Source organism: Pseudidiomarina taiwanensis (assembly GCF_003987435.1).
GTDB classification, from domain to species: Bacteria; Pseudomonadota; Gammaproteobacteria; order Enterobacterales; family Alteromonadaceae; genus Pseudidiomarina; species Pseudidiomarina taiwanensis.
The window spans coordinates 160,885-184,942 of the sequence record NZ_PIQG01000003.1; the positions used below are offsets into that span (position 1 = coordinate 160,885).

The window sequence follows — 24,058 nt, forward strand, 5'->3', positions numbered from 1 at the left end:
CATGTCAAAAGTGATTGTAAACACAGATCAGGCACCGGCCGCGATCGGAACCTATTCGCAAGCAGTTAAAATAGGGACCACGGTTTATTTGTCTGGGCAAATCCCTCTTGTTCCCGCAACCATGGAAATGGTCAGTGACGATTTTCGTGCGCAAGCCGTGCAAGTCTTTAAAAACTTGAGCGCCGTTTGTGAGGCCGCGGGGGGAGAATTACAAGATATGGTCAAAGTGCAGATCTATCTTCCTGACTTAGGTCAGTTTGCCATCGTCAACGAGGTGATGGCGGAGTTTTTCGAACAACCTTATCCGGCGCGCGCTGCCATCGGCGTCCGTGCGCTCCCGAAGGGCGCACAGATCGAAATCGATGGCATTATGGAGCTACCCAGCACTAACTAAGCGGCAGGCTCTGTCGCCGTCCGACTCTCTAGGGGTTTGCGCCAAATAATCATGGCAAGCGCAACCCCTGCCAAAATAAATCCATAATAACTATGTACGCTGATACTTAAGGGCGAGAGCGCAAAGCTCGCGCCCATGAACAGGGCTTGTGCGCCGTATGGCAATGAGCCCTGCACCACACACGCAAAAATATCCAGCAAGCTGGCGCTTTGCCGTGGTGATAAATCCCCTTCTTCGGCAAGTTTTTTACCCACTTCACCTGAAAGTAAGATGGTCACTGTGTTATTGGCGACGGCAAAGTTGGTTAAGCCAGTTAAGCCAGCGACGCCAAACGCTGCGCGCTGTTGCTTATCTTTGAAGAGTAATTTAGTGATTCTGCTTACTGCTTGCGCCAAGAAAGCTAGCCCGCCTTGTTGGCGAATCAGCGCTGAAAGCCCACCAATTAAGAGTGAGAGCAAGAAGATTTCTTGCATACTGGTAAAGCCTTCATAGATGTCTTTTGCGAGTGCGACCCACTCATAACCAACTGCGACCATGCCAAACGCCGCGGCTAAAATAATGCCTAGTGTTAGCACTGCAAATACATTTAGCCCCATGACTGCAAGGATAATGATCATGAAATACGGCAGGCTTAGCCATAAATTTGCTTCAGGAATAGTGGGTGGAACAGCGGCGCTATCGTAACTCATTAACCAGAGAATGGTGATAATTGCCGCTGGGATCGACAGCTTCAGGTTGGCCCGGAATTTGTCGCGCATTTCGCAGCCTTGGGTGCGAGTTGCGGCAATGGTGGTATCGGAAATAATCGACAGGTTATCGCCAAACATAGCGCCGGAAATCAGCACCCCAGCTAACAAGGGCAAATCAATGCCGGCAGCTTGTCCAAGTCCTAGCGCAACTGGCGCTAGGGCACCGAGTGTTCCCATTGAGGTACCCATCGCGGTTGAGATAACGGCCGCGATAATAAATAAGCCGGGCAATAGGAAGCTCGTAGGAATGACTTGTAGCCCCAAGGCAACCATGGCATCAACGCCACCGGTCGCTGCGGCAACGGTCGAGAAGGCACCGGCGAGTAGATAAATCATGCACATGGTCACGATATTGCGGTTGCCGACTCCTGCGACAAAGGTATTGATGCGCTCTTCAAACGCCTCGCGGCTGAGTAAAATGGCTAAGATGATGGCTGGAAAAATCGCGACCGGACTCGCCAGTTGATAAAAAGCGTAGTCCACCCCACTCAGTTGGAAATAAATTCCAGTGCCCAAAAAGAGCGCTAAAAATAGTCCAAGTGGGAGCAACGCTCGAGCACTGACAGCTGTTGGCATAACACATCTATCCTTTTTATTTTTTAGACGTCCAGAAGTTTATACATCTAATGCCGCAGGGGCAAGACCTGCGCTCAACTTTATCGGGTTGCCTTTATTGGGCAGTCCGTCATACTTTATGACATACCTTAATAGAACATGCGAGCGGTAAAGCCATGACACCCGATGAACTGCACCTACAACTCCGTAACTTGCGGCAGGAAGATTATCCACAATTAAAAGCGCTGATGGATCGCGTCTATCCGGATATCGGTGGCGCCTGGGGTGAGCACACGATTACCCGATTGATCAAAGAGTTTGAAGAGGGCCAGCTGTGCTTAGAAGATAATGGTCGTATTGTCGGTGTAGCCTTGACCGTACGGGTTAAATATGGACGTTTTTCCAACCCCCATACCTATGATGATTTGATGGATGCGCGGGAAAATATTTTGAATGACCGCAAGGGTGATGCCTTATATGGTTTGGATGTTCTGATTGATCCCGACTACCGCGGCTATCGCCTTGGGCGTCGTCTTTACGATGCGCGCAAAGAGCTTTGCCGCCAACTGAATCTCAAAGCAATCTTAGCCGGTGGACGCATTGTCAATTTCCATAAGTATGCCGATGAACTGACCCCTGGTCAGTACATTGAACAAGTGCATCGGCGCGAAATTTATGACCCCATTTTGACCTTTCAATTGGCCAATGATTTCACCGTAAAACGGTTGCTTGGAAAGTATTTACCAGAGGACAAACGCTCAGTTGGTTTTGCCACGCTATTGGAATGGGATAACTTTTTATATGAGCCATCTGACTCGGTGATTAGTAGCCGCAGTCGTAATGTCCGTGTCGGTGCAGTGCAATGGCAGATGCGCGAAATTGAATCGGTCGATGAGATGCTCAAGCAAGTCGAATATTTTGTCGATGCGATTTCAAGTTATCAGAGTGATTTTGCGGTTTTCCCTGAGTTTTTTAATGCGCCTTTGATGGGTTTGACGGATCAAAGCCAGCAGAAAGATGCGATTCGTTTTCTGGCGGGCTTTACTGACCAGTTTAAACGTCACATGTCGCAATTAGCGGTCAGTTACAACGTTAATATCATTACTGGTTCAATGCCGATTAATGAAGACGATACGATCTACAACGTCAGTTACTTATGTCGTCGTGATGGCACCATCGAAGAGCAACGGAAGATTCATGTGACGCCACATGAAAAGCGTGACTGGGTGATTGAAGGTGGCGACAAGGTCCAAGTGTTTGATACGGATGCTGGGCGAATCGGTATTCTTATTTGTTACGATGTTGAGTTTCCTGAGCTAGGGCGGTTAATGGCTGCTGAAGGATTGGAAATTCTCTTCGTGCCGTTTTGGACTGATACTCGCAACGCTTATTTGCGCGTGCGTCATTGTGCCCAAGCGCGAGCGGTAGAGAATGAATGCTATGTGGTGCTTTGCGGCAGCGTTGGTAACTTGCCACAGGTTGAAAGCTTGGATGTGCAATATGCCCAATCCGCGGTCTTTTCACCGTCGGACTTTGCCTTCCCGCATGATGCAACCACAGCCGAGGCAACCCCGAATACCGAGCAGCTTATTTTCTCAGATTTAAATCTAGACGAGCTGCGTTATCTTCATCATGAAGGGTCCGTTACCAACCTTAAAGATCGCCGTACAGATTTGTATGAAGTGACTCGAAAGTGGGGCCTCGACTTTACTGATCCTGAGCAAAAATGATGTGAATTGGGAACTCCAAGGGCTTACTGTCATCAAAATTTGAAGTTTAACCGTATTCTAAGAATATCAATAAGAACAACGAGGAATGCTATGCCGGTAAAAACAATCAAACCAACAGCAGATGCGTACCAGTATCCGCTGTTGATAAAACAATTACTTCTCTCGAGTCAGCGTTATGGTGGCGACAATGAAATTGTCGGGGGTAACAATGGCAAACGTTACAGTTATGCTGAGTTCTATCAGCGCGTGCAGCGGCTTGCGAATGTACTTACTGAAGCCGGCGTGAAAGAGGGCGATACCGTCGCTGTGCTTGATTGGGATACGCCACGCTACCTCGAGTGCTTTTTCGCGATTCCGATGATTGGCGCGGTGTTGCATACGGTGAATGTTCGTCTTGCTCCTGAGCAAATCGTCTACACCATGAACCATGCCGAAGATGACATTGTGTTGGTGCATGATGATTTTGTCCCTTTGCTGGCTCAGGTTAAAGACCAACTGACGACGGTGAAAGGATATATCCAAGTCACCGATCAAGAGCAGGCAGTCGAGGCACCGTTTGAAGTGCTCGGCGAATACGAGCAACTGCTTGCTGGTGCGCTCGCTGAATTCGATTTTCCTGATTTTGATGAAAATGCGGTGGCCACGACCTTCTATACCACGGGGACGACCGGTAACCCGAAAGGGGTTTTCTTTACCCATCGTCAGCTGGTTCTGCATACCATGACGTTAGCGGCCACGACCAGCATGAATGACTCGATGCAAATGTTGCAGGCAAGCAGTGTCTACATGCCAATCACGCCTATGTTCCATGTCCATGCTTGGGGTGTGCCTTATGTGGCAACTATGATGGGCTTGAAGCAGGTTTATCCCGGCCGTTATGACCCAGCCACCTTGGTGAAATTATATTTGACCGAGAAAGTGACCTTCTCACATTGTGTACCGACGATTTTGCAGATGATTGTCAGTAATGAAGGCGCACAGAATATCGACTTCAGTGGCTGGAATGTGTTGATTGGTGGGAGTGCCCTGACTGAAGGTCTAGCGTCAGCAGCGCTTGATCGGGGCATTCAGGTCTACACGGGGTATGGTATGTCAGAGACCTGTCCGCTGCTGAGTACCTCTTGGTTGCCGATTAATGCGAATGACTTGAGTCACGATGAACAAGTTGCGCTGCGCACTAAGGCGGGCAAACCCGTGCCATTTGTGGATATGCAAATTATTGACGCCAATGGTCGTTTCTTGCCGCATAACGGTGAAGATATGGGTGAGGTTGTTGTGCGCACTCCGTGGCTTACTCAGGGCTATTTAAAAGAGCCGGAGAAAGGCGCTGAGCTGTGGGAGAACGGCTGGCTGCACACCGGTGATGTGGGTTCGATTGATGCCGACTACACCTTGCAAATCCGTGACCGCATAAAAGATGTGATCAAAACCGGTGGCGAGTGGGTGTCGTCGCTCGATATCGAGAACCTGATTAGTCAGCATCCTGATATCGAGCTGACCGCAGTAGTCGGTTTGCCTGATGATGAGTGGGGCGAACGTCCGCACGCAATGATCAGTGTGCGTCCGGGCAAAGATATTAATCGCGATGTCATCGCTTCGCATTTACAGCCCTTTATTGATGCGGGGCAGATTGAGAAGTGGGCGATTCCTGATACCGTCACTGTAGTTGAGGATATCCCGCGTACTAGCGTTGGCAAAATCGATAAGAAAGTCATTCGGCAAATGTTGCAAAGCTAACGCGGCTTCAAACCATCAAAAAGGCGACCTTGCGGTCGCCTTTTTTATTTCAAGCAAAATTAATTTTTGACTGCATTAGGGTAGTCGAGAACCCAGTTCACATACAGTTCAGTGCCGGTTTTCAGTGCCGCTTCATCGACATAGAAAAACGGTGAATGATTACTCGGTGCTGCGAGTGGATCTTGGTCTGGCGGAGTAATGCCTAAAAAGACGAATAACCCCGGAGTTTCAAGCGCGTAATAAGAGAAATCCTCAGCGCCGGTCACCAATGGATTCACTTTCACTTTACCGGCCCCAGCGACCCGCTCCATCGTCGGCAACATGGCCCGCGTCAGCTCTGGATTATTGATGGTTACTGGATACCCTTCATCAATATGTACATGCGCTTCGGCACCGCTCGCTTGGGCGGTCATCTCCGCAGTCGTGGTCAGATTTTTGAAGATCTGCTGGCGGTTATCCATGTCAAAGTTACGAATCGTTCCTTCAAGATAGACTTCATCAGGGATAATGTTATTGCGCACGCCGCCTTCAACAATACCAAAGCTCACTACCGCTGGCGCTTTAGTGATATCGATTTGGCGCGCAACGATGGCTTGTGTATTGCTGATGATTTGGCCCGCAGCAACAATAGGGTCAACCCCACCCCAAGGCCGAGAGCCATGAGTTTGACGCCCTTTAACATGAATTTCGAAACGGTCTGATGAGGCCATCAATGGACCTTCACGATAACCAATTTCACCCGTATTTCCTGCGGACCAAACGTGGATCCCAAACACGGCATCAGGTTTCACGTCGGCAAATAGGCCTTCTTTGAGCATTAATTCTGCCCCACCTTCTTCACCTACGGGCGCACCTTCTTCTGCCGGTTGGAAGATAAACATCACATCGCCCACGAGTTGATCTTGTAGCGCGACCAATTGCTCCGCAGCCCCCATTAACATGGCAACATGAGTGTCGTGACCACAGGCGTGCATGACTCCGACTTCTTTGCCGCGATAGGTTGATGTGACTGTCGATTTAAACGGCACATCAGTTTGCTCGACCACCGGCAAGGCATCCATATCTGCCCTCAGAGCGATGGTTGGGCCGGGTTTGGCACCACGCAACATAGCAACTACACCCGTGTGGGCAACGCCAGTTTGAACTTCTAGACCGAGCGCTTGCAGATGTTCAGTAATCACTTTTGCCGTACGAAATTCGCGGTTACTCAATTCAGGGTTTTGATGCAAATCACGGCGCCATTCGATGACCTTCTGCTCAAGTTCAGGCGAAATAGTAAGCCGCTCTTGCGCGACTGCGGTGGAATCTGAAAGCCCAGTTGTGGCTAACAGTAGGCTAAGCGCGATGGCATGTTTTTTCATGAGGACCTCTAAGCGATGCAAGACAGAAAATTCAGTATGGCAAATAAACCTCGCTTGAGCTACTCAGACTTTTGGCCAAAGCTAACCTGCGACTATGGATTCGCAACAGTTCTCGTTATACTGGCAAAATCGAACAAAATTACGGATAACCTTATGTCGCCCGAGCGTTTTGCGCGTATTAACCAATTGCTTGACCAACGTCAGCCTGACCTGACTTTAGTGCTTGAGAACTTGCAGAAACAGCATAACCTTTCGGCACTGGTTCGGAGCGCTGATGCGGTGGGTATTCACGCAGTTCATGCGATTTGGCTGGACCGGCGTGGGCGCATGAGCAAAGGGGTGGCTGCCGGCAGTCAAAAGTGGGTTAAAGTGCATCATCATGACAGCACCGAGGCGGCAATCTCCGCCGTTAAGCAGCAGGGCATGCAGGTATTGGTGACCAATTTATCCGAGCGTGCAGTCGATTTCCGCAGCATTGATTATACCCGCCCAACCGCAATTTTGATGGGACAAGAGCGACAAGGCGTTACCGCCGAAGCGCTGGCCTTGGCAGATCATGAAATTATTATTCCTATGGTAGGAATGGTGGAGTCGTTGAATGTCTCAGTTGCCGCTGCGACGGTGCTCTACGAGGCACAGCGGCAGCGTGCCAATGCCGGCATGTACCAGCAGCCACGATTAGCTGAGGCAGAACGTCAGCGCGTTTTGTTTGAAGGGGGGCACCCTATTTTTGCGCGCATTTGTCAGCGTATTGGGCTCGCTTACCCAGCTCTAGATGAGGCTGGTCAGATCGTTGCTGATGAGGCCTGGTGGCAAACTATTCGAGCGGCGGGGCGGTAGATGCGGACGAGTCTCAGTAAGATACCTTTGACCACCTTAAAAGGGGTGGGTGACAAAATGGCCGAGAAACTGGCTAAATTGGGGTTGGTCTCACTCCAAGATTTACTGCTTCATTTACCGCTACGATATGAAGATCGGTCTCGTATTTACACCATTGCTGATCTACCTCAAGGCGCGTCGGGCACGGTCGTTGCTGAGGTGGTCAAAGCTGAAGTGGTGTACGGCAAACGGCGCATGCTGAAAGTGCGCGTCAAAGATGCGAGCGCGATTATGACGCTGGTGTTTTTCCAATTCAGCGCAGCTCAATTAAAACAATTCAGTGCGGGGACGCAATTACAACTTTTCGGTGAGGCCCGCCGCGGTATGCAAGGCCTCGATATGGTCCATCCTGAGTATAAGGTGTTGTCAGGAGCGCTACCTGAGCTTGCTGAAACCACGTTAACACCGGTTTATCCGACCACTGAGGGGGTGCAGCAGACACTGTTGCGGAAACTCACAGAGCAAGCTTTAACTTACTTGAATCCGAGTGTGCTGCCTGAATTAGTGCCAGAATCACTGCGCACCGAGCGTATTGCCTTGGCGGATGCGATTCAACTACTGCATCGACCGCCTCTTGATGTCAGTCTTGAGCAACTGCAGTCGGGCCAGCACCCAGCCCAACGGGCGCTTGCCACGGAAGAATTGCTTGCGCATCAATTAAGTCTGCTCAAGCTCCGCGCGCAAAAGCAGGCGCATGGCGCACATCCACTGCCTGGCTCGTCGACCTTGCAAGCACAGTTCTTAGCCTCGTTACCGTTTCAACCAACCGCAGCGCAGCAACGCGTGGTGCGGGAAATCCAGCAGGACTTGGCGCAGGCTATGCCGATGATGCGCTTGGTCCAGGGGGATGTCGGCTCGGGTAAAACCTTAGTTGCTGCCCTAGCTGCGCTCACTGCAATTGCCGAGGGCAAACAAGTCGCTTTGATGGCACCGACAGAAATTCTCGCAGAGCAGCACGCGTTAACCTTTCGCCAATGGTTCGCGCCGCTGGGTATCGAAGTAGGTTGGTTAGCCGGCAAGCTCAAGGGGCAACAGCGACAGCAGAGCCTTGCGAGCATTGCCGATGGCTCAGCTATGCTAGTCGTCGGCACCCATGCGCTATTTCAAGCTGAGGTGCGCTATCACGATTTAGCCTTAGTGATTATTGATGAGCAGCACCGCTTTGGTGTGCACCAGCGGCTGGAGTTGCGCGAGAAGGGTGTTGCCGGTGGCACTTCACCGCATCAATTGATTATGACCGCAACGCCCATTCCGCGGACCTTGGCGATGACCGCTTATGCCGATTTAGCCACATCAGTGATTGACGAGCTACCACCCGGACGGACTCCGGTGACGACGGTTGCCATCCCCGATAGTCGCCGCGAACAAGTGATCCAGAGAGTCTATCAAGTCTGTACTGAAGAGCAGCGGCAAGCCTATTGGGTCTGTACCTTGATTGAAGAATCAGAGGCATTGCAATGCCAAGCGGCAGAGGATGCTGCGGCGGAGTTGGCAGCGGCGTTACCGGACTTACGCATCGGATTAGTTCATGGGCGCTTGAAAGCAGCCGAAAAAGACGCAGTGATGCAGGCGTTTAAAGCGCATGAGCTCGATTTGTTGGTGGCGACAACTGTGATTGAAGTCGGTGTCGATGTTCCCAATGCCAGTTTAATGATCATCGAAAATCCAGAGCGACTTGGCCTGTCTCAATTGCACCAGTTGCGTGGACGAGTTGGGCGTGGGGCCGTCGCCAGCCATTGCGTATTGTTGTATCACGCGCCGCTTTCGAAAACCGCAACTCAACGTTTAGCGGTATTGCGAGAAAGTAATGACGGCTTTGTGATTGCGCAGCGCGATCTTGAATTACGCGGACCAGGTGAGCTATTGGGTCAAAAGCAAACGGGCTTAACCGGAATGAAGGTTGCTGATTTAGTCAAACATGCCGACTTAATCGAGACCGTACAGCGGTTAGGGCAGGAATTATGGCAGCGATCACCACAACAGGCAGAGGCCATCATTGAACGCTGGCTACCAAGGCGAGATCACTACGCCCAAGCCTGATTTCGTAGTACACTCTACAACCATGATTGAGCGATAAAGCAGAATAGGTAGTAAAGGCCATCTTATGAGCGATGCGAAAGACACCATTGATTTTGGTTACAAGCAAGTCAAAAAAGAAGAGAAGCAGGGCTTAGTCGCCAATGTTTTCAACTCAGTAGCACAAAAATATGACGTCATGAACGACGTCATGTCATTCGGTATTCATCGTTTGTGGAAGCGCTATACGATTGATTGTAGTGGTGTTCGACCTGGCATGCGGGTGCTTGATTTAGCCGGTGGGACGGGTGATTTAACCGCCGCCTTTTCGCGCCGAGTCGGGCCTACCGGTGAAGTAGTGCTATCGGACATTAACCAAGCCATGTTGGATGTTGGGCGCGATAAGTTGCGCAATAAAGGCATCGTCGGCAATGTCACCTATCAGCAAGCAAACGCAGAAGAACTGCCGTTCGAATCAGATTCATTCGATATTATTACCATTGCTTTTGGCTTGCGTAATGTGACCGATAAGCAAAAAGCATTGGAATCGATGTATCGGGTGTTGAAGCCAGGCGGTCGGTTGTTGGTACTTGAATTCTCTAAACCCGTGCAGCCAATGTTATCGCAAGCTTACGATTTTTACTCGTTTAACGTCCTGCCGAAAATGGGACAGGTCATCGCTAACGATGCTGAAAGTTATCAATACTTAGCCGAGTCGATTCGGATGCATCCCGACCAAGATACGCTGAAAGGGATGATGGAGCAGGCGGGCTATGAGAATGTCAGCTATGACAATTTAACCGGCGGTATCGTCGCATTGCATCGAGGGTTTAAGTTCTAATGTTATGGACTGTGCTGCCGACCAGCCTAGCGGAACAACTTGCCAACAGCCTGCTGCAACTTGACGAGGGGTCAACGGAACGTCTTGCAAGCCTTGCCGGACGGCGTATTCGTCTGACCTTGGCAGAGCTCGGACAACCACTCACGATGACCGTGACAGAGTCCGAACTGTTATTAAGCTGGGTCGATCAGGAGGCGGTCGACTGCCACATAATGACGCGCCTAGCGGTTCTACCTGAACTGCGCGACCGCGCCAATATTACCCGTTTAATTAAAGCTGATGCGCTGGATATCGAGGGTGACCCCATGCTAGCGCAGCAGCTGAGTAAATTGTTTACTGAGCTTGATATTGATTGGCCAGAACAACTTTCACGCCGGATTGGTGATGTCCCGACCCAATTTTTACTGCAAGCTTGGCGGCGCTCGCGGCGCTGGTTCAATGAGGTAGCGACGGACCAGCAACAATGGCTACGCGATGTGTTGATTGAAGAGAAAAAGCTTACTCCTAGTCGAACCGAATATGAATTATTCAGTGATGAAGTCCAACAGCTTCGCGCCGCAGTAGACCGGCTCGAACGCTCGCTGAGTCAGATCAGAGGTCGCTGATGCGGATCCAACGCTTATATAAAATTACCAAGACGTTTTTAAATTATGGTTTAGATCAGCTGATCCCTGCCCGCTGGTTACCCTGGTCGGTTCGAGTTGCGCGGGTGTTGCTGTTTTGGATGCCGAACAAGCACCGAGATAAATCAGATGGAGTGAGGCTGCGCTTGGCCTTAGAGTCGCTTGGACCGGTTTGGGTGAAGTTCGGGCAAATGCTGTCGACCCGCCGTGATTTATTACCGCCAGACATCGCCAACGAGTTGGCGATGTTGCAGGACCGAGTGAAGCCGTTCCCAGGTGAGCGCGCGCAAGCACTAATTGAGCAAGCACTTGAGGTGCAAGATATCAGTGAGATTTTTGCTGATTTTGAGCAAACCCCATTGGCCTCAGCATCGATAGCCCAAGTGCACACTGCGACCTTAAAAGAAGGAGCAGATGCGGGGCAGCAGGTGGTGATTAAAGTCATTCGACCCGACATTCGTGGCGCCATTGATGCTGACTTAAAACTTATGGATACCCTAGCGGCCGTAGCGGCTAAACATTTGCCTGATGGGCGCCGCTTGCGTCCCGTTGAGGTTGTTGCGGAGTATCGAAAAACGTTGCTCGATGAGCTTGATTTGTTGCGTGAAGCGGCCAATGCAATGCAGTTACGACGCAACTTTGAAGACTCTAAGCTGCTCTATATTCCGACCGTTTATGGTGATTACTCACGCAGCAACGTGATGGTGATGGAGCGTATCGACGGGATTGCCATCAGTGACGTCGAGACTCTGAATGCCTACGGAGTTGATATGAAGCTGTTGGCTGAGCGTGGCGTCGAAGTCTTCTTTACCCAAGTCTTCCGCGATAGCTTCTTCCATGCCGATATGCATCCAGGCAATATTTTTGTGTCGAAACAGCACCCTCATGATCCGCAGTATTTGGGGATTGATTTCGGTATCATCGGTACCCTAAACCGGGAAGATAAGCGCTACTTGGCAGAAAACTTTCTCGCCTTTTTTAATCGCGATTATCGTAAAGTGGCAGAGTTGCATATCGACTCGGGTTGGGTCCCCGCGCACGTCAACGTCGAAGCGTTTGAGTCGGCGATTCGCACTGTTTGTGAGCCGATTTTCAATAAGCCATTAGCTGAGATTTCTTTTGGCCATGTACTGGTGAACTTGTTTAATACAGCGCGGCGCTTTGAGATGGTTGTGCAACCGCAATTAGTGCTGTTGCAAAAGACCTTATTGTACGTTGAAGGTCTGGGCCGGACTTTATATCCACAGCTTGATTTGTGGGAGACCGCAAAGCCGTTCTTAGAGCGCTGGATGCAGGAGCAAGTGGGTTGGCGAGCAGTGGTCAACTCAGTGAAAGAAAATGCGCCATATTGGGCTGAAAAGTTGCCAGAAATGCCGACTCTGCTCTACGATTACTTGCAAGCGCAACAGCGTCAAGGACAGTGGCAACAGCAACTTGCGCAGCAGCTGCAACAACAGCAGCAGCGGCATAGTCGACGGCTTTGGTGGGGCATGATGAGTGCAGCTGGGGTATTATCGACCGCATTGTTTTGGACGAGTGGACAACCGCACAGTTTGACCGTAGCGACCGCAATCGCGACCATTGCTACAATTGTACTCAGTTGGCGCAACTAATTTATTAACGAAGAGAGACGAATATGGCACCCAGTTTTTGGCAACTTTTGATTGTATTGGTCATTGTCATCTTGATTTTCGGCACCAAGCGTTTGCGCAACATCGGCAGCGATCTTGGTTCTGCAGTGAAGGGCTTCAAAAAGTCCTCGCAGGCCGATGCGGATGAGTCAGACGAAGCCGCTGCTAACCTGCAAAACAAGCAAAGCTCGGACCAAGAAAAAGGTCAGTAAGAGATGTTCGATATCGGCTTTTGGGAGCTGATTCTGATCGCTGTATTAGGCTTGTTGGTGCTCGGCCCTGAGCGCTTACCGGCGGCATTGCGCAGCTTTCAGCGAATGCTTGCGGGAGTAAAAGCCTACGGCAGCAAAGTACAGGCGGAACTTAATCATGAGTTACGGATTAAGGAGCTGCATGACCATCTCGCCCAAGCTGAGCAATTAAATCCAGAGCAACTCTCGCCAGAGTTACAGCGTTCAATTGCCGAACTAAAAAATGCCGCCGCAGCAGTGCAACGGCCCTATGCAAAAGCTCCTGATAACCCCTCGAAAGAGCCAAAAGATGGCGACTAGTGGCAGCTTGTTAAGTCATTTGCTCGAACTGCGACAACGTTTGCTGCGCAGTATTTTGGCTATTTTAATTCTCTTTGCAGGCCTCGCGCTATTCGCGGATGAGCTTTATCAGCTTATCGCCGCACCTATGGTCGCCAGTTTGCCGCAAGGCAGTAGCATGATTGCCACCGACGTGGCGACGCCCTTTCTGACCCCATTCAAACTTGCTTTGGTTGCTGCTGTGGTCCTCGCTGTACCGTTTTGGTTATGGCAATTATGGAGTTTTATCGCACCCGGCTTATATCAACGTGAACGACGGCTGATTTGGCCCTTGATGCTGTCCAGTACCTTGTTATTCTATGTGGGGATTGGTTTTGCCTATTTTGTGGTGCTACCGCTGGCGTTACAGTTTTTGGCTGCAGCTGCACCGGAAGGGGTCACGGTGGCAACCGATATCGCCCGCTATCTTGATTTTGTATTGGCAATATTTTTGGCATTTGGGGTTGCATTTGAAACACCAGTTGCGATCATCTTGTTGTGCTGGACGGGCGCAACCAGCGTTGCAAAATTGCGTGAGAAACGCCCTTATGTCATTGTAGGCGCGTTCGTGTTGGGGATGTTTTTAACCCCGCCAGATGTTATTTCGCAGACCCTTTTGGCCATACCAATTTGGCTGTTATTTGAACTTGGAGTGGTGATTGCTGGTCTATACCAACGAACCCCCAAAACTTTAGAACAGGATTAAACGAAAATGGTGAAATGTGTAGTTCGCAGCAGCGTAGTCGGCATTGTTGCTGCCGCGGTTTTGATAAGTGGTGGCGTCTCTGCGCAGGCCGTTTCCACCGAGCAGTTAGCCGCATGTGCACAAGTTGAAAATCCACTGCAACGCTTGGTCTGCTACGACAAATTAGCTGCCGGTCAGGGTGTAACTGCAGCGACTGATGCGACCGCACCGCCGACTGCGAAACCCGAGAGCCAATTCGGTAAAGAGCACCTTGCTGAGGACAATGCGCAAGCGGATATGATTTATGTGGTGGTCGTAAATGCCCGCGAGGACGCCTATGGCAAATGGGTACTCGAACTCGATAACGGTCAAAAATGGCGTCAAACTGACAGCCAGACGTTCCGCATTCAAGAAAATGAGGAATATTATATTGAGCGGGGTCTACTCAATAGTTTTTATTTAGGCCGTGAAGGGCAAAATCGCCGGATTCAAGTTCGTCGCGTCGATTAAACATGCCTGCTTGGTTCGATGCTGGGGTTAATTTAACTCATCCACGCCTCGCTCATGATGTCACAGGCTATATTGAGCGAGCCGTGAGTGCCGGCGTTGAACGCATTCTGGTGATCGGCACCTCGGTTGCCGAAAGCCAAGCCGCGGTTGCCCTCTGTGAGCAATTTCCCGAGCATTTGTGGGCCACCGTCGGTGTTCATCCACATGATGCAGCCGCAGTTTCTAGCGATTATCTCAGTATTTTGCGCGACTTAGCGCAACACCACCAAGTCCGCGCCATCGGTGAGTGTGGGCTGGATTATCATCGCAATTTCTCGCCACCCGCCAAACAACGCGAGGTGTTTGCTGCTCAGCTTGAACTCGCCGCTGAGTTATCTATGCCGGTTTATTTACACGAGCGTGAGGCCTTAGCTGACCAGTTAGCCTTATTAAAAAGTGTTGGTGCGGACATTCCGCGGATATTGGTCCATTGCTTTACTGGCTCGGTTACGCAGCTGCACGCATATCGTGAGTTGGATGCCTATATCGGCATAACCGGTTGGGTCTGTGATGAGCGGCGTGGGCAAGATTTGCAACAGGCGTTACCCGCTATTCCTGCAAATCGATTGTTGCTTGAGACGGATGCCCCTTTTTTACTGCCACGCACGATAAGGCCGCGACCACGCGATAACCATTCTGAGTTTCTTCCTGCAATTGCCGCAACCGTGGCGGCGCTGCGGCAACAAGATATAGCGACACTGCAACAACAATGCTGGGACAATACGCTAGAGTTTTTTGCGCGTTAATTTGGTATTCTGTTCGTTATTCGTTATTCGTTATTCGTTATTCGTTATTCGTAGGAACAACTTATCATGACTCCATTGGGCCAATTCCCCTTCCGTCGCTTGCGACGTTTACGTCGGCATGACTTTAGTCGGCGTTTGGTTGCTGAAAATCAGCTCAGTGCTGCCGATTTAATTTATCCGATGTTTGTGATCCCTGGTGAAGATCGAAGTGAAGCTGTGCCATCTATGCCCGGTGTCGAGCGGCTTACCATTGACCGCTTGGTGACGGTATGTCGCGAAGCTTACCAGCTTGGGATTCCCATGGTTGCACTGTTTCCAGTGACGCCAGCGAGTGATAAGTCATTAACTGCTGAAGCGGCTTGGGATGATGAGGGGCTAGCACAGCGTGCGGTACGAGCCATTAAAGCGGCAGTACCAGAGCTTGGGGTGATGACCGATGTAGCCTTGGATCCATTTACCACTCATGGCCAAGACGGCATTATCGATAGCGAAGGTTACGTACAAAACGATATCACGACTGAAGCGTTAGTTCGCCAAGCATTGTCTCATGCCCGCGCAGGCGCAGATGTGGTCGCGCCATCTGACATGATGGATGGCCGCATTGGTGCGATTCGAGAAGCACTAGAAGAAGCGGGGCATGTGAATGTCCAAATTATGGCTTACAGCGCTAAATACGCTTCAGCATTTTATGGTCCGTTTCGCGATGCAGTCGGTTCGGCTGGCAACTTAGCCGGTGGCAACAAAAAAACCTACCAAATGGACCCCGCTAATAGTGATGAGGCCTTACACGAAGTAGCACTTGATATCGATGAGGGTGCCGACATGGTGATGGTCAAGCCAGGGATGCCGTATTTGGATATTGTGCGGCGGGTAAAAGATACCTTTGCGGTTCCGACTTTTGCCTATCAGGTTAGCGGAGAATATGCCATGTTGCAGGCAGCAATTGCGCAAAACTGGCTCTCTGAAGAGGTCATTCTGGAATCTTTATTGAGTTTCAAACGTGCTGGTGCAGATGGCATTCTCAGTTATTTTGCTCTGCCTGTAGCGCGGCAGTTAGCCAAGTCTTAAGCCCGCAGTAATTGCTCAAGTAACCCCTCGCGCAAGGCTCCTTGCGCGAGTTGTAATTGTTCTAACCGCAGTTGTTGGATCAAGCCAAGCAAAATAGTCACTCCACCCATAAAGACGGGCTGTCGATCGCGGCGTAAGCCAAGCTGGTGCAGCTTGCGCGTATGCCCAAGCGCTATGGTTTCGCGAATAATGTCGGCCACCCATTGCGCACTATAGCTACTACTTTTTGCCTGAGGTTGGCGCTGCTGGATGATGTCATGCAAGGCGCGAAATGCTCCGCTAGCGCCACAGACTTGCTGATAGTTAAAGGCTTGATACGCCTGCCGGTGTGGCTCGATGAGGGCTGCCGCTGCAGTCACAGCTTCATTGACGCGGGTTTGAGTGATCACGCCATCGGCAAAGAAACGCCGTTGCCATACCACACAGCCCATGTCGAGGCTGTTCAGGAGGATCGGCGCCGCCCCTTGCCCAACCACCGCTTCGGTGCTCGCCCCACCAATATCGAGGACTAGGGTGTGACTGTTCGAATCAAATTGGCCGGCACTTGTCGCCCCTTGGTAAATCAGGCGTGCTTCTTGTTCTCCAGAAATAACCTCAATTGGAACCCCTAAGGCGGCTTCGAAGGCACTAACAATGGCGGTTTGGTTCGAGGCTTTGCGCAAGGTTGCCGTCGCCACACACTTAATCTGTTGGGGGGGAATGTCGCTCAGTTCTGCGGCAAAACTGGTGAGGCATTTTACCCCGCGCGAGATTGCGCCTTGGCGCAGCACGCCGCTATCGGTAAGCCCCTCAGCTAAGCGGACCTTTTGCCGCTTGCGGGCTTGAACTCGGTAGCGATCCGCGGCAACTTTTTCAGCGATAATTAAGTGAAAGCTATTAGAGCCTAAATCAATCGCTGCAAAGCGCGCCGCGGCTTTGGTCATGAACGTTTCGCTCCGTGGCGGGTGTTGCCGCTACGCCGATTTTGGTTACTTCTACCGCCACTGCGATTACCACCACGGCTACGACGCTGTGGGCGTGGAGCTTTTAAATCTTGCAGCAGCTGGTCAGGATTATACTTGGTCACTGGAATGGAGTGGCCAATGTACTCTTCGATCGCAGGCAGATTATAAACGTATTCTTCGCAAGCAAGATTAATGGCAGCGCCACTTGCTCCAGCTCGCCCGGTACGGCCGATGCGATGCACATAATCCTCACAATCATCCGGCAAGTCATAGTTATAGACATGACTTACTTCGGGAATGTGAAGACCGCGGGCGGCAACGTCCGTCGCGACTAGAAAGTCCAGCTCGCCAGCGGTGAATTGCTCAAGGATCTTCAACCGTTTACGTTGCGGGACATCACCTGTCAGGAGACCCGCGCGATGACCATCTGCAAGCAACCATTGATGCACTTTTTCGCAGGTATGCTTGGTGTTCGCAAACACAATCGCTTTTTCCGGCCAGTCCTCTTCGATCAAGGTCAGCAGTAACTTGATCTTGTCTTGTTTCGACGGGTAAAACAGCTCCTCGGTGATGCGGGCTCCGGTTTTTTGTAACGGCTCAACTTCAACTTTGGTTGGGCTATTCATGTGCTCGTACGCTAGTTCTTGTACCCGTTGTGAGAGAGTAGCTGAAAACAGCAAGCTCTGACGCTCTGCGGCAGCCGGCATACGGCGGAACATGTAGCGAATATCTTTGATGAAGCCCAAGTCAAACATGCGGTCGGCTTCGTCGAGGACCACGACATCGATTTTATCAAGCTGATAAACGCCTTGCTTGTAGTAATCGATGAGACGGCCGGTCGTACCAATTAGGATATCTACCCCATCATTTAAGGTTTGCCGTTGACTTTCATAGCCCTCGCCCCCATAAATGACACCGAGTTTCATATCGCAATGACTTGCGAGCAACTCAGCGTCGTTAGCGATCTGAATCGCTAATTCGCGCGTAGGAGCCATAATAATGGCACGCGGATAGGGTTTATCGCCTGCGCGTGGCTTATTTAAGAGGGTCGTGAAGGTCGCAATCAGAAACGCTAAGGTCTTGCCCGTTCCTGTTTGCGCTTGGCCAGCGACATCGCGCCCCTGTAGCGCAATCGGCAGACTCAACGCTTGGATCGGCGTGCAATATTCAAAGCCTGCATTTTCTAATGCAGATAATACCTGCGGATGCAGGTCGAGATCGGCGAAGCGTGTCTCTGTAAGATGTGTTTTACTCATGGCGTAAGCATATCAGTTTGCGCTAACATTCAAAAACAGAAATAATAGGGTTTTATTATTTCGGGCGAATTTCAGCAGCGGAGAGTATCATGAGTGACAAAATTGTTCAGCTAAGTGACGAGAGTTTTGAAGCTGATGTCATTAATTCAGACAAACCAGTTTTAGTTGATTTTTGGGCAGAGTGGTGTGGCCCATGTAAAATGATCGCACCTATTTTAGACGAAATTGCGAATGAGTTTGGCGATCGCATCACAGTAGGGAAACTGAATGTCGACCATAACAGTGAAACTCCGCGCAAATTCGGTATTCGTGGTATCCCCACTTTGCTGTTGTTCAAAAATGGCGAAGTAGCAGGAACCAAAGTCGGTGCATTATCGAAAACTCAACTCGCTGAGTTTATCGAGCAAAGCCTGTAAATCGCATCAAAAAGGTTGTTGTAAGCCACTTACAACAACCTTTTTTGCTGAAAAACTGGACGTATTCACGTTTCAGTGGTACTTTTCAACCATAACTTTTCTCAGAGAAGCCCACCGACCGGCTTCGAGACATTAACACCTCTGTCGCACTCAACTCGCTCAGCGAATAGTTACCTGAGTCTGACATGAACACGAACCTATTAACTTGAACGTATCAACAACAAACCAAAACCCCCCTATGAATCTAACAGAATTAAAAAATAAACCAGTGAATGAACTGGTCGCATTGGCCGGCGAAATGGGCCTTGAAGCGATGGCGCGGGCGCGCAAGCAAGATATTATTTTTGCCATCTTAAAAGCACACGCGAAAAGTGGTGAAGATATCTATGGTGATGGGGTGCTAGAAATACTGCAGGACGGCTTCGGTTTTCTGCGTTCAGCCGACTCATCTTATCTTGCAGGACCTGACGATATTTATGTTTCACCAAGCCAGATTCGACGGTTTAACTTGCGCACAGGTGATACGGTTTCAGGCAAAATTCGCCCGCCGAAAGAAGGTGAACGTTACTTTGCGTTGTTGAAAATCCGCGAAGTGAACTTTGATAAGCCAGAAAACTCGCGCAACAAGATTTTATTTGAAAACTTAACCCCTCTGCACGCTGACGAACGTTTGCGGATGGAACGCGGCAATGGCTCTACCGAAGATATTACGGCTCGTGTACTCGACTTAGCGTCACCGATAGGTAAAGGTCAACGTGGCTTGATCGTTGCTCCGCCCAAAGCCGGTAAAACCTTACTTTTGCAAAATATTGCACAGTCGATTGCTGCCAATCATCCTGAATGTGTGTTGATGGTGTTGCTGATCGACGAACGCCCAGAAGAAGTAACCGAAATGCATCGTTTGGTTAAAGGCGAAGTGGTTGCTTCGACCTTTGATGAACCGGCAAGCCGTCATGTTCAGGTCGCTGAGATGGTTATTGAAAAAGCGAAGCGCCTAGTCGAGCACAAAAAAGATGTGGTGATTCTGCTCGATTCGATTACCCGTTTGGCGCGGGCTTACAACACGGTTATTCCAAGCTCAGGTAAAGTTTTGACCGGTGGTGTGGATGCTAACGCGCTGCACAAACCGAAGCGCTTCTTTGGTGCGGCGCGTAACGTTGAGGAAGGCGGTAGCTTGACCATCATCGCAACGGCACTGATTGATACCGGTTCGAAGATGGATGAAGTCATCTACGAAGAATTCAAAGGCACCGGTAATATGGAACTGCACTTGAATCGTAAGATTGCCGAAAAACGTGTGTTCCCAGCGATCGATTTCAACCGCTCTGGAACCCGTCGTGAAGAGCTGCTAACGAGTCAGGATGAATTGCAGAAGATGTGGATCTTGCGCAAAATCGTCCATCCTATGGGTGAGACGGAAGCAATGGAATTCCTCATTGATAAACTGCAAATGACCAAAACCAATGACGAATTCTTTGAGGCAATGAAACGCCAAAAAGGCTAGGAGCTCAACACCATGTGGCTTAAGTTTACAGCGATTGCCTTGGCAGCACTGTTGCTAAGCCTCGGTTCCTCTATGACTCATGCTCAGAATGCTGCTGAGCATGAGACCGAACTTACACTGCAGGCGTACGCCGCCGGTTATTTGGCGGGCTTTACCTGCAGTGCCACATTTAATGCCAATAAAAATCCAACTGCAATTCAGCGCGACGAACTCACCGGTAGTTATGAGCTGGTCCAGCAGCGTATTACCGAGCTCGAAGCTGAGGTGGATTATGAACGCAAGCGCGTAGTGGTCAGCTATGCTACTGAGATGCCCCCCAGAATTGCACAGTGGCGCCCGGGTTTAGGCTGTGTCCATTTACCTGTGGGTAGCACAGTTGATTACAACCTAGCCGATTTACCTCAGTTAAGCGATGGCGCGGCACGCAAGATACCCCAGCAGGATGATGGTCAGCCTTGGCAAGAGCGCGCTGAACTGAACCAATCAAGTGGCTCTGCAGCGCTTGATCGGGTCATTGCTCAAGCTTTCAGTGACCATTATGGCGCGGGCGCCCGCACCAGCGCGGTATTGATTGCGACGCCTGAAAAAATTATTGCTGAGCATTACCGCCCCGGCTTTACTCCAACCACAGCCCAACGCACCTGGTCGGTTGCGAAAAGCATTGGCACCAGTGTGATAGGGGTGGCGATACAGCAAGGAATACTTGATCCGAGTGCTCCAGCCGCACTCAAGCAATGGCAATCGTCTTTTGACCCGCGTCTGCAAATTAGCGTAGAGCACCTGCTGCATATGGCCTCTGGGCTTGATAGTAATGTTGCAGGGAATCGTACCGATCGCCTTTATATGGGCGGGGGTCGCGTGCTGGATACCGCAGCATCAGTGGCATTAGAGGCAGTGCCGGGACAGCGCTGGAAGTATGCCAATAATGATACCTTACTCGCCTTGCGCGCACTCGCGGAGCGCTTCCCCAACCAGCAAGCGTATATTGATTTCCCCTACACCCAATTGCTCGACAAGCTTGGCATGCACCATACCTTTATCGAGACCGATTGGAACGGTGATTTTATTCTGTCATCGCATGTTTGGACGACCTCGCGTGATCTTGCCCGCCTCGGGGTGTTGCACTTACAGCAGGGACGTTGGCAGGGGGAGCAAATTTTACCGCCTGACTGGCTGAGTTATATTAGCCGTCCAGCCCCGGCGCAGCCGCCGCTGCGAAATAGCGCAGGCGATCTGACTCCGGGCTATGGTGCGCAATGGTGGCTCTATAACCGTGATTTCCCGGGCTTGCCAAACGATACCATTGCCGCTCGTGGTAACCGAGGTCAGTATTTATTTATCATCCCGTCAAAACAACTTGTCGTTGTTCGCCGCGGCTATGATTTGCGCGGTGAACCGCGTTTCCGTGAAGAGCGATTCGTCGCTGATGTATTGGCAGCACTAGAACAGTCAGACTTATGAAGTATCAAGATCTCCGAGACTTTATCGATTTGCTCGAACAGCAGGGCAAACTCAAACGCATTCAGCAGCAGGTTGATCCCTACTTGGAAATTACCGAAATTGCGGATCGCACGCTGAAGCGGGGCGGGCCTGCATTGTTGTTTGAGAATGTCAAAGGACACAGCATGCCGGTGTTGGCGAACTTGTTCGGAACACCTGAGCGCGTTGCGCTGGGCATGGGACAAGACTCAATTGAGGCGTTGCGCGAAGTAGGTAAGCTGTTAGCGTTCTTGAAAGAACCGCAGCCACCGAAAGGCTTTAAAGATGCTTTAAGTTTACTCCCGGTCTACAAGAAAGTGCTGAGTATGTCGCCGAAGCGACTGCGCAAAGCGCCGTGTCAGGAGGTCGTCTTAACCGGTGATGAAGTTGATTTAGGGCAAATACCGGTCCAGCATTGTTGGCCCGGCGATGTTGCGCCACTGGTAACTTGGGGCCTAACGGTGACTAAGGGGCCGGAGAAAGAACGGCAAAACTTAGGAATCTACCGCCAGCAAGTTCTGGCCAAGAATAAATTGATTATGCGTTGGTTATCACATCGTGGTGGTGCACTTGATTTTCAGGATTGGCAGCGCAAGCATCCAGGCCAAAACTTCCCGATTGCGGTCGCGCTTGGAGCGGACCCAGCCACTATTTTAGGGGCCGTGACACCCGTTCCCGATAGTCTGTCTGAATATGCGTTCGCTGGCTTATTGCGCGACGGTAAAACCGAAGTGGTGAAATGTGTCAGCAATGACCTTGAGGTGCCTGCGCATGCTGAAATTATCCTTGAAGGCTATTTGGCCCCAGGCGAAAAAGCTCCAGAAGGACCGTTTGGTGACCATACCGGCTATTACAATGAAGTTGATGAGTTCCCTGTTTTCACGGTCACCCATATTACCCGCCGGAAGCAGCCGATTTATCACTCTACATATACCGGCCGGCCACCGGATGAACCGGCTGTGCTTGGGGTTGCGTTGAATGAAGTGTTTGTGCCCCTGATTCAAAAGCAGTTTCCGGAGATTGTGGATTTTTATCTACCACCCGAGGGGTGCTCTTATCGGGTCGCGGTGGTCACCATCAAGAAGCAATATCCAGGTCATGCCAAGCGTGTCATGATGGGCGTGTGGTCTTTTCTGCGCCAATTTATGTATACCAAGTTCGTGATTGTCTGTGACCACGATATTAATGCCCGCGATTGGAAAGATGTGATTTGGGCGATGACGACACGCATGGACCCGGCGCGTGATACCGTGATGATTGAAAATACCCCGATTGATTATCTTGATTTCGCTTCTCCCGTATCGGGCTTAGGCTCGAAAATGGGAATGGATGCGACCAACAAGTGGGCGGGTGAGACAGACCGTGAATGGGGTGTTCCGATTGTCATGGATGAAGCAGTCAAACAGCGCGTCGACGCCATCTGGGACGAGTTAGGAATCGATGAATAGAGGTATTCAATGAAGCAAGTGACGAGCCAAGTAGTGACCATTGAAGCATTAACTGAGGTGGTCTATCGAGTTGTTTTGGCCCTTCCCGAACGTCTCAACTTTGCGCCGGGGCAATATTTGCAGGTGGTGATGGGCGAGCGCGATAAACGCCCCTTTTCGATTGCTTCAACGGCGACTGAATTGCCGCAGCTTGAGTTGCATATTGGCGCTCATCCTGACAATGCTTATGCCACTGAGGTGCTTGAGCGGATGCGTGAGCACGGCCAAATTGAAGTCGAATTGCCACTCGGCAGTGCCAGCCTAATCGAACCGGTGACGCGGCCGTTAATTTTGATTGCCGGCGGCACCGGGTTTTCATATACCTGGTCTATTTTACAGGCCTATTTAGCTCAAGCAGAGCAACCGCAGCCCGTGACCTTGTATTGGGGCGCGAAGCAACTTAGCGATCTGTACTACCACGAGCGCTTGCAAAAATTGGCTGAAAGGTACGCTCAGTTTAGCTATCGCCCGGTGCTAGAGTACCCCGATTCCGATTGGAGTGGCGCGACAGGTTTGGTGCATATGGCTGTGCTGGCCGAGCAAGCAGAGCTCGCGCACGCGGATATATACGTTGCTGGGCGGTTCGAAATGGTGCGTGTGATTCGTGATGCTTTTGTTGCGCAGGGGCTGCCAATAGCGCAATTACACGGCGATGCACTAGCCTTTATTTAAGCAAGATTGCAGTTTGCTGGCGCTTTGTTATACTCGCCAGCGCAAATACCAAGGGGTGCCCATAGTTAATCGTAATGGGCTGAGACACAGCGGTGAACCCTTTGCACCTGATCCGGTTAATACTGGCGTAGGGATGGTCGCATCAGTTCCATTTTTCGCTTGCCGAA

The 24,058-nt window shown here is 50.7% G+C and carries 23 protein-coding genes and 1 riboswitch; of the genes, 19 read left to right on the forward strand and 4 right to left on the reverse strand.

Annotated features, from left to right (window positions below):
• Position 1 precedes the first annotated feature (1 nt).
• Entirely contained in the window at positions 2-394 is a 393-nt protein-coding gene (locus CWI83_RS07525; RefSeq protein WP_126827706.1) for a Rid family detoxifying hydrolase, read from the forward strand.
• Here CWI83_RS07525 and CWI83_RS07530 read toward each other — a convergent pair.
• On the reverse strand, positions 391-1,719 hold the full coding sequence (locus CWI83_RS07530) for a Na+/H+ antiporter NhaC family protein (protein WP_126827708.1): 1,329 nt from the start codon (positions 1,717-1,719) through the stop codon (positions 391-393). The genes CWI83_RS07525 and CWI83_RS07530 overlap by 4 nt on opposite strands.
• Before the next feature lie 155 nt (positions 1,720-1,874).
• Between CWI83_RS07530 and CWI83_RS07535 the strand changes: the two genes are divergently transcribed.
• Together CWI83_RS07535 and CWI83_RS07540 are read left to right on the forward strand one after the other, a co-directional pair.
• Positions 1,875-3,428 (forward strand): bifunctional GNAT family N-acetyltransferase/carbon-nitrogen hydrolase family protein, encoded by a 1,554-nt coding sequence (locus CWI83_RS07535; RefSeq protein ID WP_126827710.1) that lies wholly within the window; start codon positions 1,875-1,877, stop codon positions 3,426-3,428.
• A gap of 90 nt (positions 3,429-3,518) precedes the next feature.
• A complete protein-coding gene (locus CWI83_RS07540; RefSeq protein WP_126827712.1) occupies positions 3,519-5,165 on the forward strand; it encodes a fatty acid--CoA ligase in 1,647 nt (548 codons plus the stop codon).
• A gap of 59 nt (positions 5,166-5,224) precedes the next feature.
• On the opposite strand, the gene CWI83_RS07545 is transcribed toward CWI83_RS07540, so the two are convergent.
• A complete protein-coding gene (locus tag CWI83_RS07545) occupies positions 5,225-6,526 on the reverse strand; it encodes an amidohydrolase (protein WP_126827714.1) in 1,302 nt (433 codons plus the stop codon).
• A 153-nt stretch (positions 6,527-6,679) separates the two neighbouring features.
• Here CWI83_RS07545 and trmH point away from each other — a divergent pair, with 153 nt between their 5' ends.
• The 11 genes from trmH (at position 6,680) to hemB (ending at position 16,133) form a co-directional block, all read left to right on the forward strand.
• Positions 6,680-7,366 (forward strand): tRNA (guanosine(18)-2'-O)-methyltransferase TrmH, encoded by a 687-nt coding sequence (gene trmH, locus CWI83_RS07550; RefSeq protein WP_126827716.1) that lies wholly within the window; start codon positions 6,680-6,682, stop codon positions 7,364-7,366.
• Positions 7,367-9,445 carry an ATP-dependent DNA helicase RecG gene (recG, locus tag CWI83_RS07555; RefSeq protein WP_126827718.1) on the forward strand — a complete coding sequence of 693 codons (2,079 nt, stop codon included), beginning with the start codon at positions 7,367-7,369 and terminating at the stop codon, positions 9,443-9,445.
• A gap of 64 nt (positions 9,446-9,509) precedes the next feature.
• Positions 9,510-10,262, forward strand: coding sequence for a bifunctional demethylmenaquinone methyltransferase/2-methoxy-6-polyprenyl-1,4-benzoquinol methylase UbiE (ubiE, locus tag CWI83_RS07560; protein WP_126827720.1), 753 nt, complete (start codon positions 9,510-9,512; stop codon positions 10,260-10,262).
• Positions 10,262-10,867, forward strand: a complete 606-nt coding sequence (locus CWI83_RS07565) for a ubiquinone biosynthesis accessory factor UbiJ (RefSeq protein WP_126827722.1) — start codon at positions 10,262-10,264, stop codon at positions 10,865-10,867. Before ubiE ends, CWI83_RS07565 begins: the two co-directional genes overlap by 1 nt.
• Positions 10,867-12,498: a ubiquinone biosynthesis regulatory protein kinase UbiB gene (gene ubiB / locus CWI83_RS07570; RefSeq protein WP_126827724.1), complete on the forward strand. Its 1,632-nt coding sequence runs from the start codon at positions 10,867-10,869 to the stop codon at positions 12,496-12,498. The genes CWI83_RS07565 and ubiB overlap by 1 nt, the downstream gene beginning before the upstream one ends.
• Before the next feature lie 23 nt (positions 12,499-12,521).
• Positions 12,522-12,728, forward strand: a complete 207-nt coding sequence (gene tatA / locus CWI83_RS07575) for a twin-arginine translocase TatA/TatE family subunit (protein WP_126827726.1) — start codon at positions 12,522-12,524, stop codon at positions 12,726-12,728.
• A gap of 3 nt (positions 12,729-12,731) precedes the next feature.
• Positions 12,732-13,067: a Sec-independent protein translocase protein TatB gene (tatB, locus tag CWI83_RS07580; protein ID WP_126827728.1), complete on the forward strand. Its 336-nt coding sequence runs from the start codon at positions 12,732-12,734 to the stop codon at positions 13,065-13,067.
• Positions 13,057-13,791 (forward strand): twin-arginine translocase subunit TatC, encoded by a 735-nt coding sequence (tatC, locus tag CWI83_RS07585; RefSeq protein WP_126827730.1) that lies wholly within the window; start codon positions 13,057-13,059, stop codon positions 13,789-13,791. Before tatB ends, tatC begins: the two co-directional genes overlap by 11 nt.
• Positions 13,792-13,797: 6 nt before the next feature.
• Positions 13,798-14,280, forward strand: a complete 483-nt coding sequence (locus CWI83_RS07590; RefSeq protein WP_126827732.1) for a hypothetical protein — start codon at positions 13,798-13,800, stop codon at positions 14,278-14,280.
• A 2-nt stretch (positions 14,281-14,282) separates the two neighbouring features.
• On the forward strand, positions 14,283-15,065 hold the full coding sequence (locus CWI83_RS07595; protein ID WP_126827734.1) for a TatD family hydrolase: 783 nt from the start codon (positions 14,283-14,285) through the stop codon (positions 15,063-15,065).
• A 66-nt stretch (positions 15,066-15,131) separates the two neighbouring features.
• Complete coding sequence (hemB, locus tag CWI83_RS07600) at positions 15,132-16,133, forward strand: porphobilinogen synthase (protein WP_126827736.1); 1,002 nt, start codon at positions 15,132-15,134, stop codon at positions 16,131-16,133.
• Here the strand turns inward: hemB and CWI83_RS07605 are convergent.
• Both CWI83_RS07605 and rhlB read right to left on the reverse strand, forming a co-directional pair.
• Complete coding sequence (locus CWI83_RS07605; protein WP_126827738.1) at positions 16,130-17,056, reverse strand: Ppx/GppA phosphatase family protein; 927 nt, start codon at positions 17,054-17,056, stop codon at positions 16,130-16,132. The two genes, hemB and CWI83_RS07605, sit on opposite strands and share 4 nt — an antisense overlap.
• Positions 17,053-18,333 (reverse strand): ATP-dependent RNA helicase RhlB, encoded by a 1,281-nt coding sequence (gene rhlB / locus CWI83_RS07610; protein WP_126827740.1) that lies wholly within the window; start codon positions 18,331-18,333, stop codon positions 17,053-17,055. Before rhlB ends, CWI83_RS07605 begins: the two co-directional genes overlap by 4 nt.
• An 89-nt stretch (positions 18,334-18,422) precedes the next feature.
• Here rhlB and trxA point away from each other — a divergent pair, with 89 nt between their 5' ends.
• The 5 genes from trxA to fre all read left to right on the forward strand — a co-directional run bounded on the left by trxA (position 18,423) and on the right by fre (position 23,891).
• A complete protein-coding gene (gene trxA / locus CWI83_RS07615; protein WP_126827742.1) occupies positions 18,423-18,749 on the forward strand; it encodes a thioredoxin TrxA in 327 nt (108 codons plus the stop codon).
• A gap of 238 nt (positions 18,750-18,987) precedes the next feature.
• The gene (gene rho, locus CWI83_RS07620) at positions 18,988-20,253 is read left to right on the forward strand and encodes a transcription termination factor Rho (protein ID WP_126827744.1); all 1,266 of its coding nucleotides are present in this window, start codon (positions 18,988-18,990) and stop codon (positions 20,251-20,253) included.
• A gap of 12 nt (positions 20,254-20,265) precedes the next feature.
• Entirely contained in the window at positions 20,266-21,714 is a 1,449-nt protein-coding gene (locus CWI83_RS07625) for a serine hydrolase domain-containing protein (protein ID WP_126827746.1), read from the forward strand.
• Positions 21,711-23,180: a 4-hydroxy-3-polyprenylbenzoate decarboxylase gene (gene ubiD, locus CWI83_RS07630; RefSeq protein WP_126827748.1), complete on the forward strand. Its 1,470-nt coding sequence runs from the start codon at positions 21,711-21,713 to the stop codon at positions 23,178-23,180. Before CWI83_RS07625 ends, ubiD begins: the two co-directional genes overlap by 4 nt.
• Before the next feature lie 9 nt (positions 23,181-23,189).
• Positions 23,190-23,891, forward strand: coding sequence for an NAD(P)H-flavin reductase (gene fre, locus CWI83_RS07635; protein ID WP_126827750.1), 702 nt, complete (start codon positions 23,190-23,192; stop codon positions 23,889-23,891).
• Between the two features lie 41 nt (positions 23,892-23,932).
• A riboswitch (TPP riboswitch) is annotated at positions 23,933-24,042 on the forward strand.
• Positions 24,043-24,058: the final 16 nt, after the last annotated feature.

Bases quoted from the DNA above. Each gene is read 5' to 3' on its own strand.
- CWI83_RS07530 (WP_126827708.1), bottom strand. From the start codon at position 1,719: ATGCCAACAGCTGTCAGTGCTCGAGCGTTGCTCCCACTTGGACTATTT.
- CWI83_RS07590 (WP_126827732.1), top strand. From the start codon at position 13,798: ATGGTGAAATGTGTAGTTCGCAGCAGCGTAGTCGGCATTGTTGCTGCC.
- rho (WP_126827744.1), top strand. From the start codon at position 18,988: ATGAATCTAACAGAATTAAAAAATAAACCAGTGAATGAACTGGTCGCA.
- hemB (WP_126827736.1), top strand. From the start codon at position 15,132: ATGACTCCATTGGGCCAATTCCCCTTCCGTCGCTTGCGACGTTTACGT.
- trmH (WP_126827716.1), top strand. From the start codon at position 6,680: ATGTCGCCCGAGCGTTTTGCGCGTATTAACCAATTGCTTGACCAACGT.
- tatB (WP_126827728.1), top strand. From the start codon at position 12,732: ATGTTCGATATCGGCTTTTGGGAGCTGATTCTGATCGCTGTATTAGGC.
- CWI83_RS07545 (WP_126827714.1), bottom strand. From the start codon at position 6,526: ATGAAAAAACATGCCATCGCGCTTAGCCTACTGTTAGCCACAACTGGG.
- tatA (WP_126827726.1), top strand. From the start codon at position 12,522: ATGGCACCCAGTTTTTGGCAACTTTTGATTGTATTGGTCATTGTCATC.
- tatC (WP_126827730.1), top strand. From the start codon at position 13,057: ATGGCGACTAGTGGCAGCTTGTTAAGTCATTTGCTCGAACTGCGACAA.
- recG (WP_126827718.1), top strand. From the start codon at position 7,367: ATGCGGACGAGTCTCAGTAAGATACCTTTGACCACCTTAAAAGGGGTG.
- CWI83_RS07625 (WP_126827746.1), top strand. From the start codon at position 20,266: ATGTGGCTTAAGTTTACAGCGATTGCCTTGGCAGCACTGTTGCTAAGC.
- CWI83_RS07525 (WP_126827706.1), top strand. From the start codon at position 2: ATGTCAAAAGTGATTGTAAACACAGATCAGGCACCGGCCGCGATCGGA.
- ubiE (WP_126827720.1), top strand. From the start codon at position 9,510: ATGAGCGATGCGAAAGACACCATTGATTTTGGTTACAAGCAAGTCAAA.
- ubiD (WP_126827748.1), top strand. From the start codon at position 21,711: ATGAAGTATCAAGATCTCCGAGACTTTATCGATTTGCTCGAACAGCAG.
- CWI83_RS07535 (WP_126827710.1), top strand. From the start codon at position 1,875: ATGACACCCGATGAACTGCACCTACAACTCCGTAACTTGCGGCAGGAA.
- CWI83_RS07540 (WP_126827712.1), top strand. From the start codon at position 3,519: ATGCCGGTAAAAACAATCAAACCAACAGCAGATGCGTACCAGTATCCG.
- trxA (WP_126827742.1), top strand. From the start codon at position 18,423: ATGAGTGACAAAATTGTTCAGCTAAGTGACGAGAGTTTTGAAGCTGAT.
- rhlB (WP_126827740.1), bottom strand. From the start codon at position 18,333: ATGAGTAAAACACATCTTACAGAGACACGCTTCGCCGATCTCGACCTG.
- CWI83_RS07565 (WP_126827722.1), top strand. From the start codon at position 10,262: ATGTTATGGACTGTGCTGCCGACCAGCCTAGCGGAACAACTTGCCAAC.
- fre (WP_126827750.1), top strand. From the start codon at position 23,190: ATGAAGCAAGTGACGAGCCAAGTAGTGACCATTGAAGCATTAACTGAG.
- CWI83_RS07595 (WP_126827734.1), top strand. From the start codon at position 14,283: ATGCCTGCTTGGTTCGATGCTGGGGTTAATTTAACTCATCCACGCCTC.
- ubiB (WP_126827724.1), top strand. From the start codon at position 10,867: ATGCGGATCCAACGCTTATATAAAATTACCAAGACGTTTTTAAATTAT.
- CWI83_RS07605 (WP_126827738.1), bottom strand. From the start codon at position 17,056: ATGACCAAAGCCGCGGCGCGCTTTGCAGCGATTGATTTAGGCTCTAAT.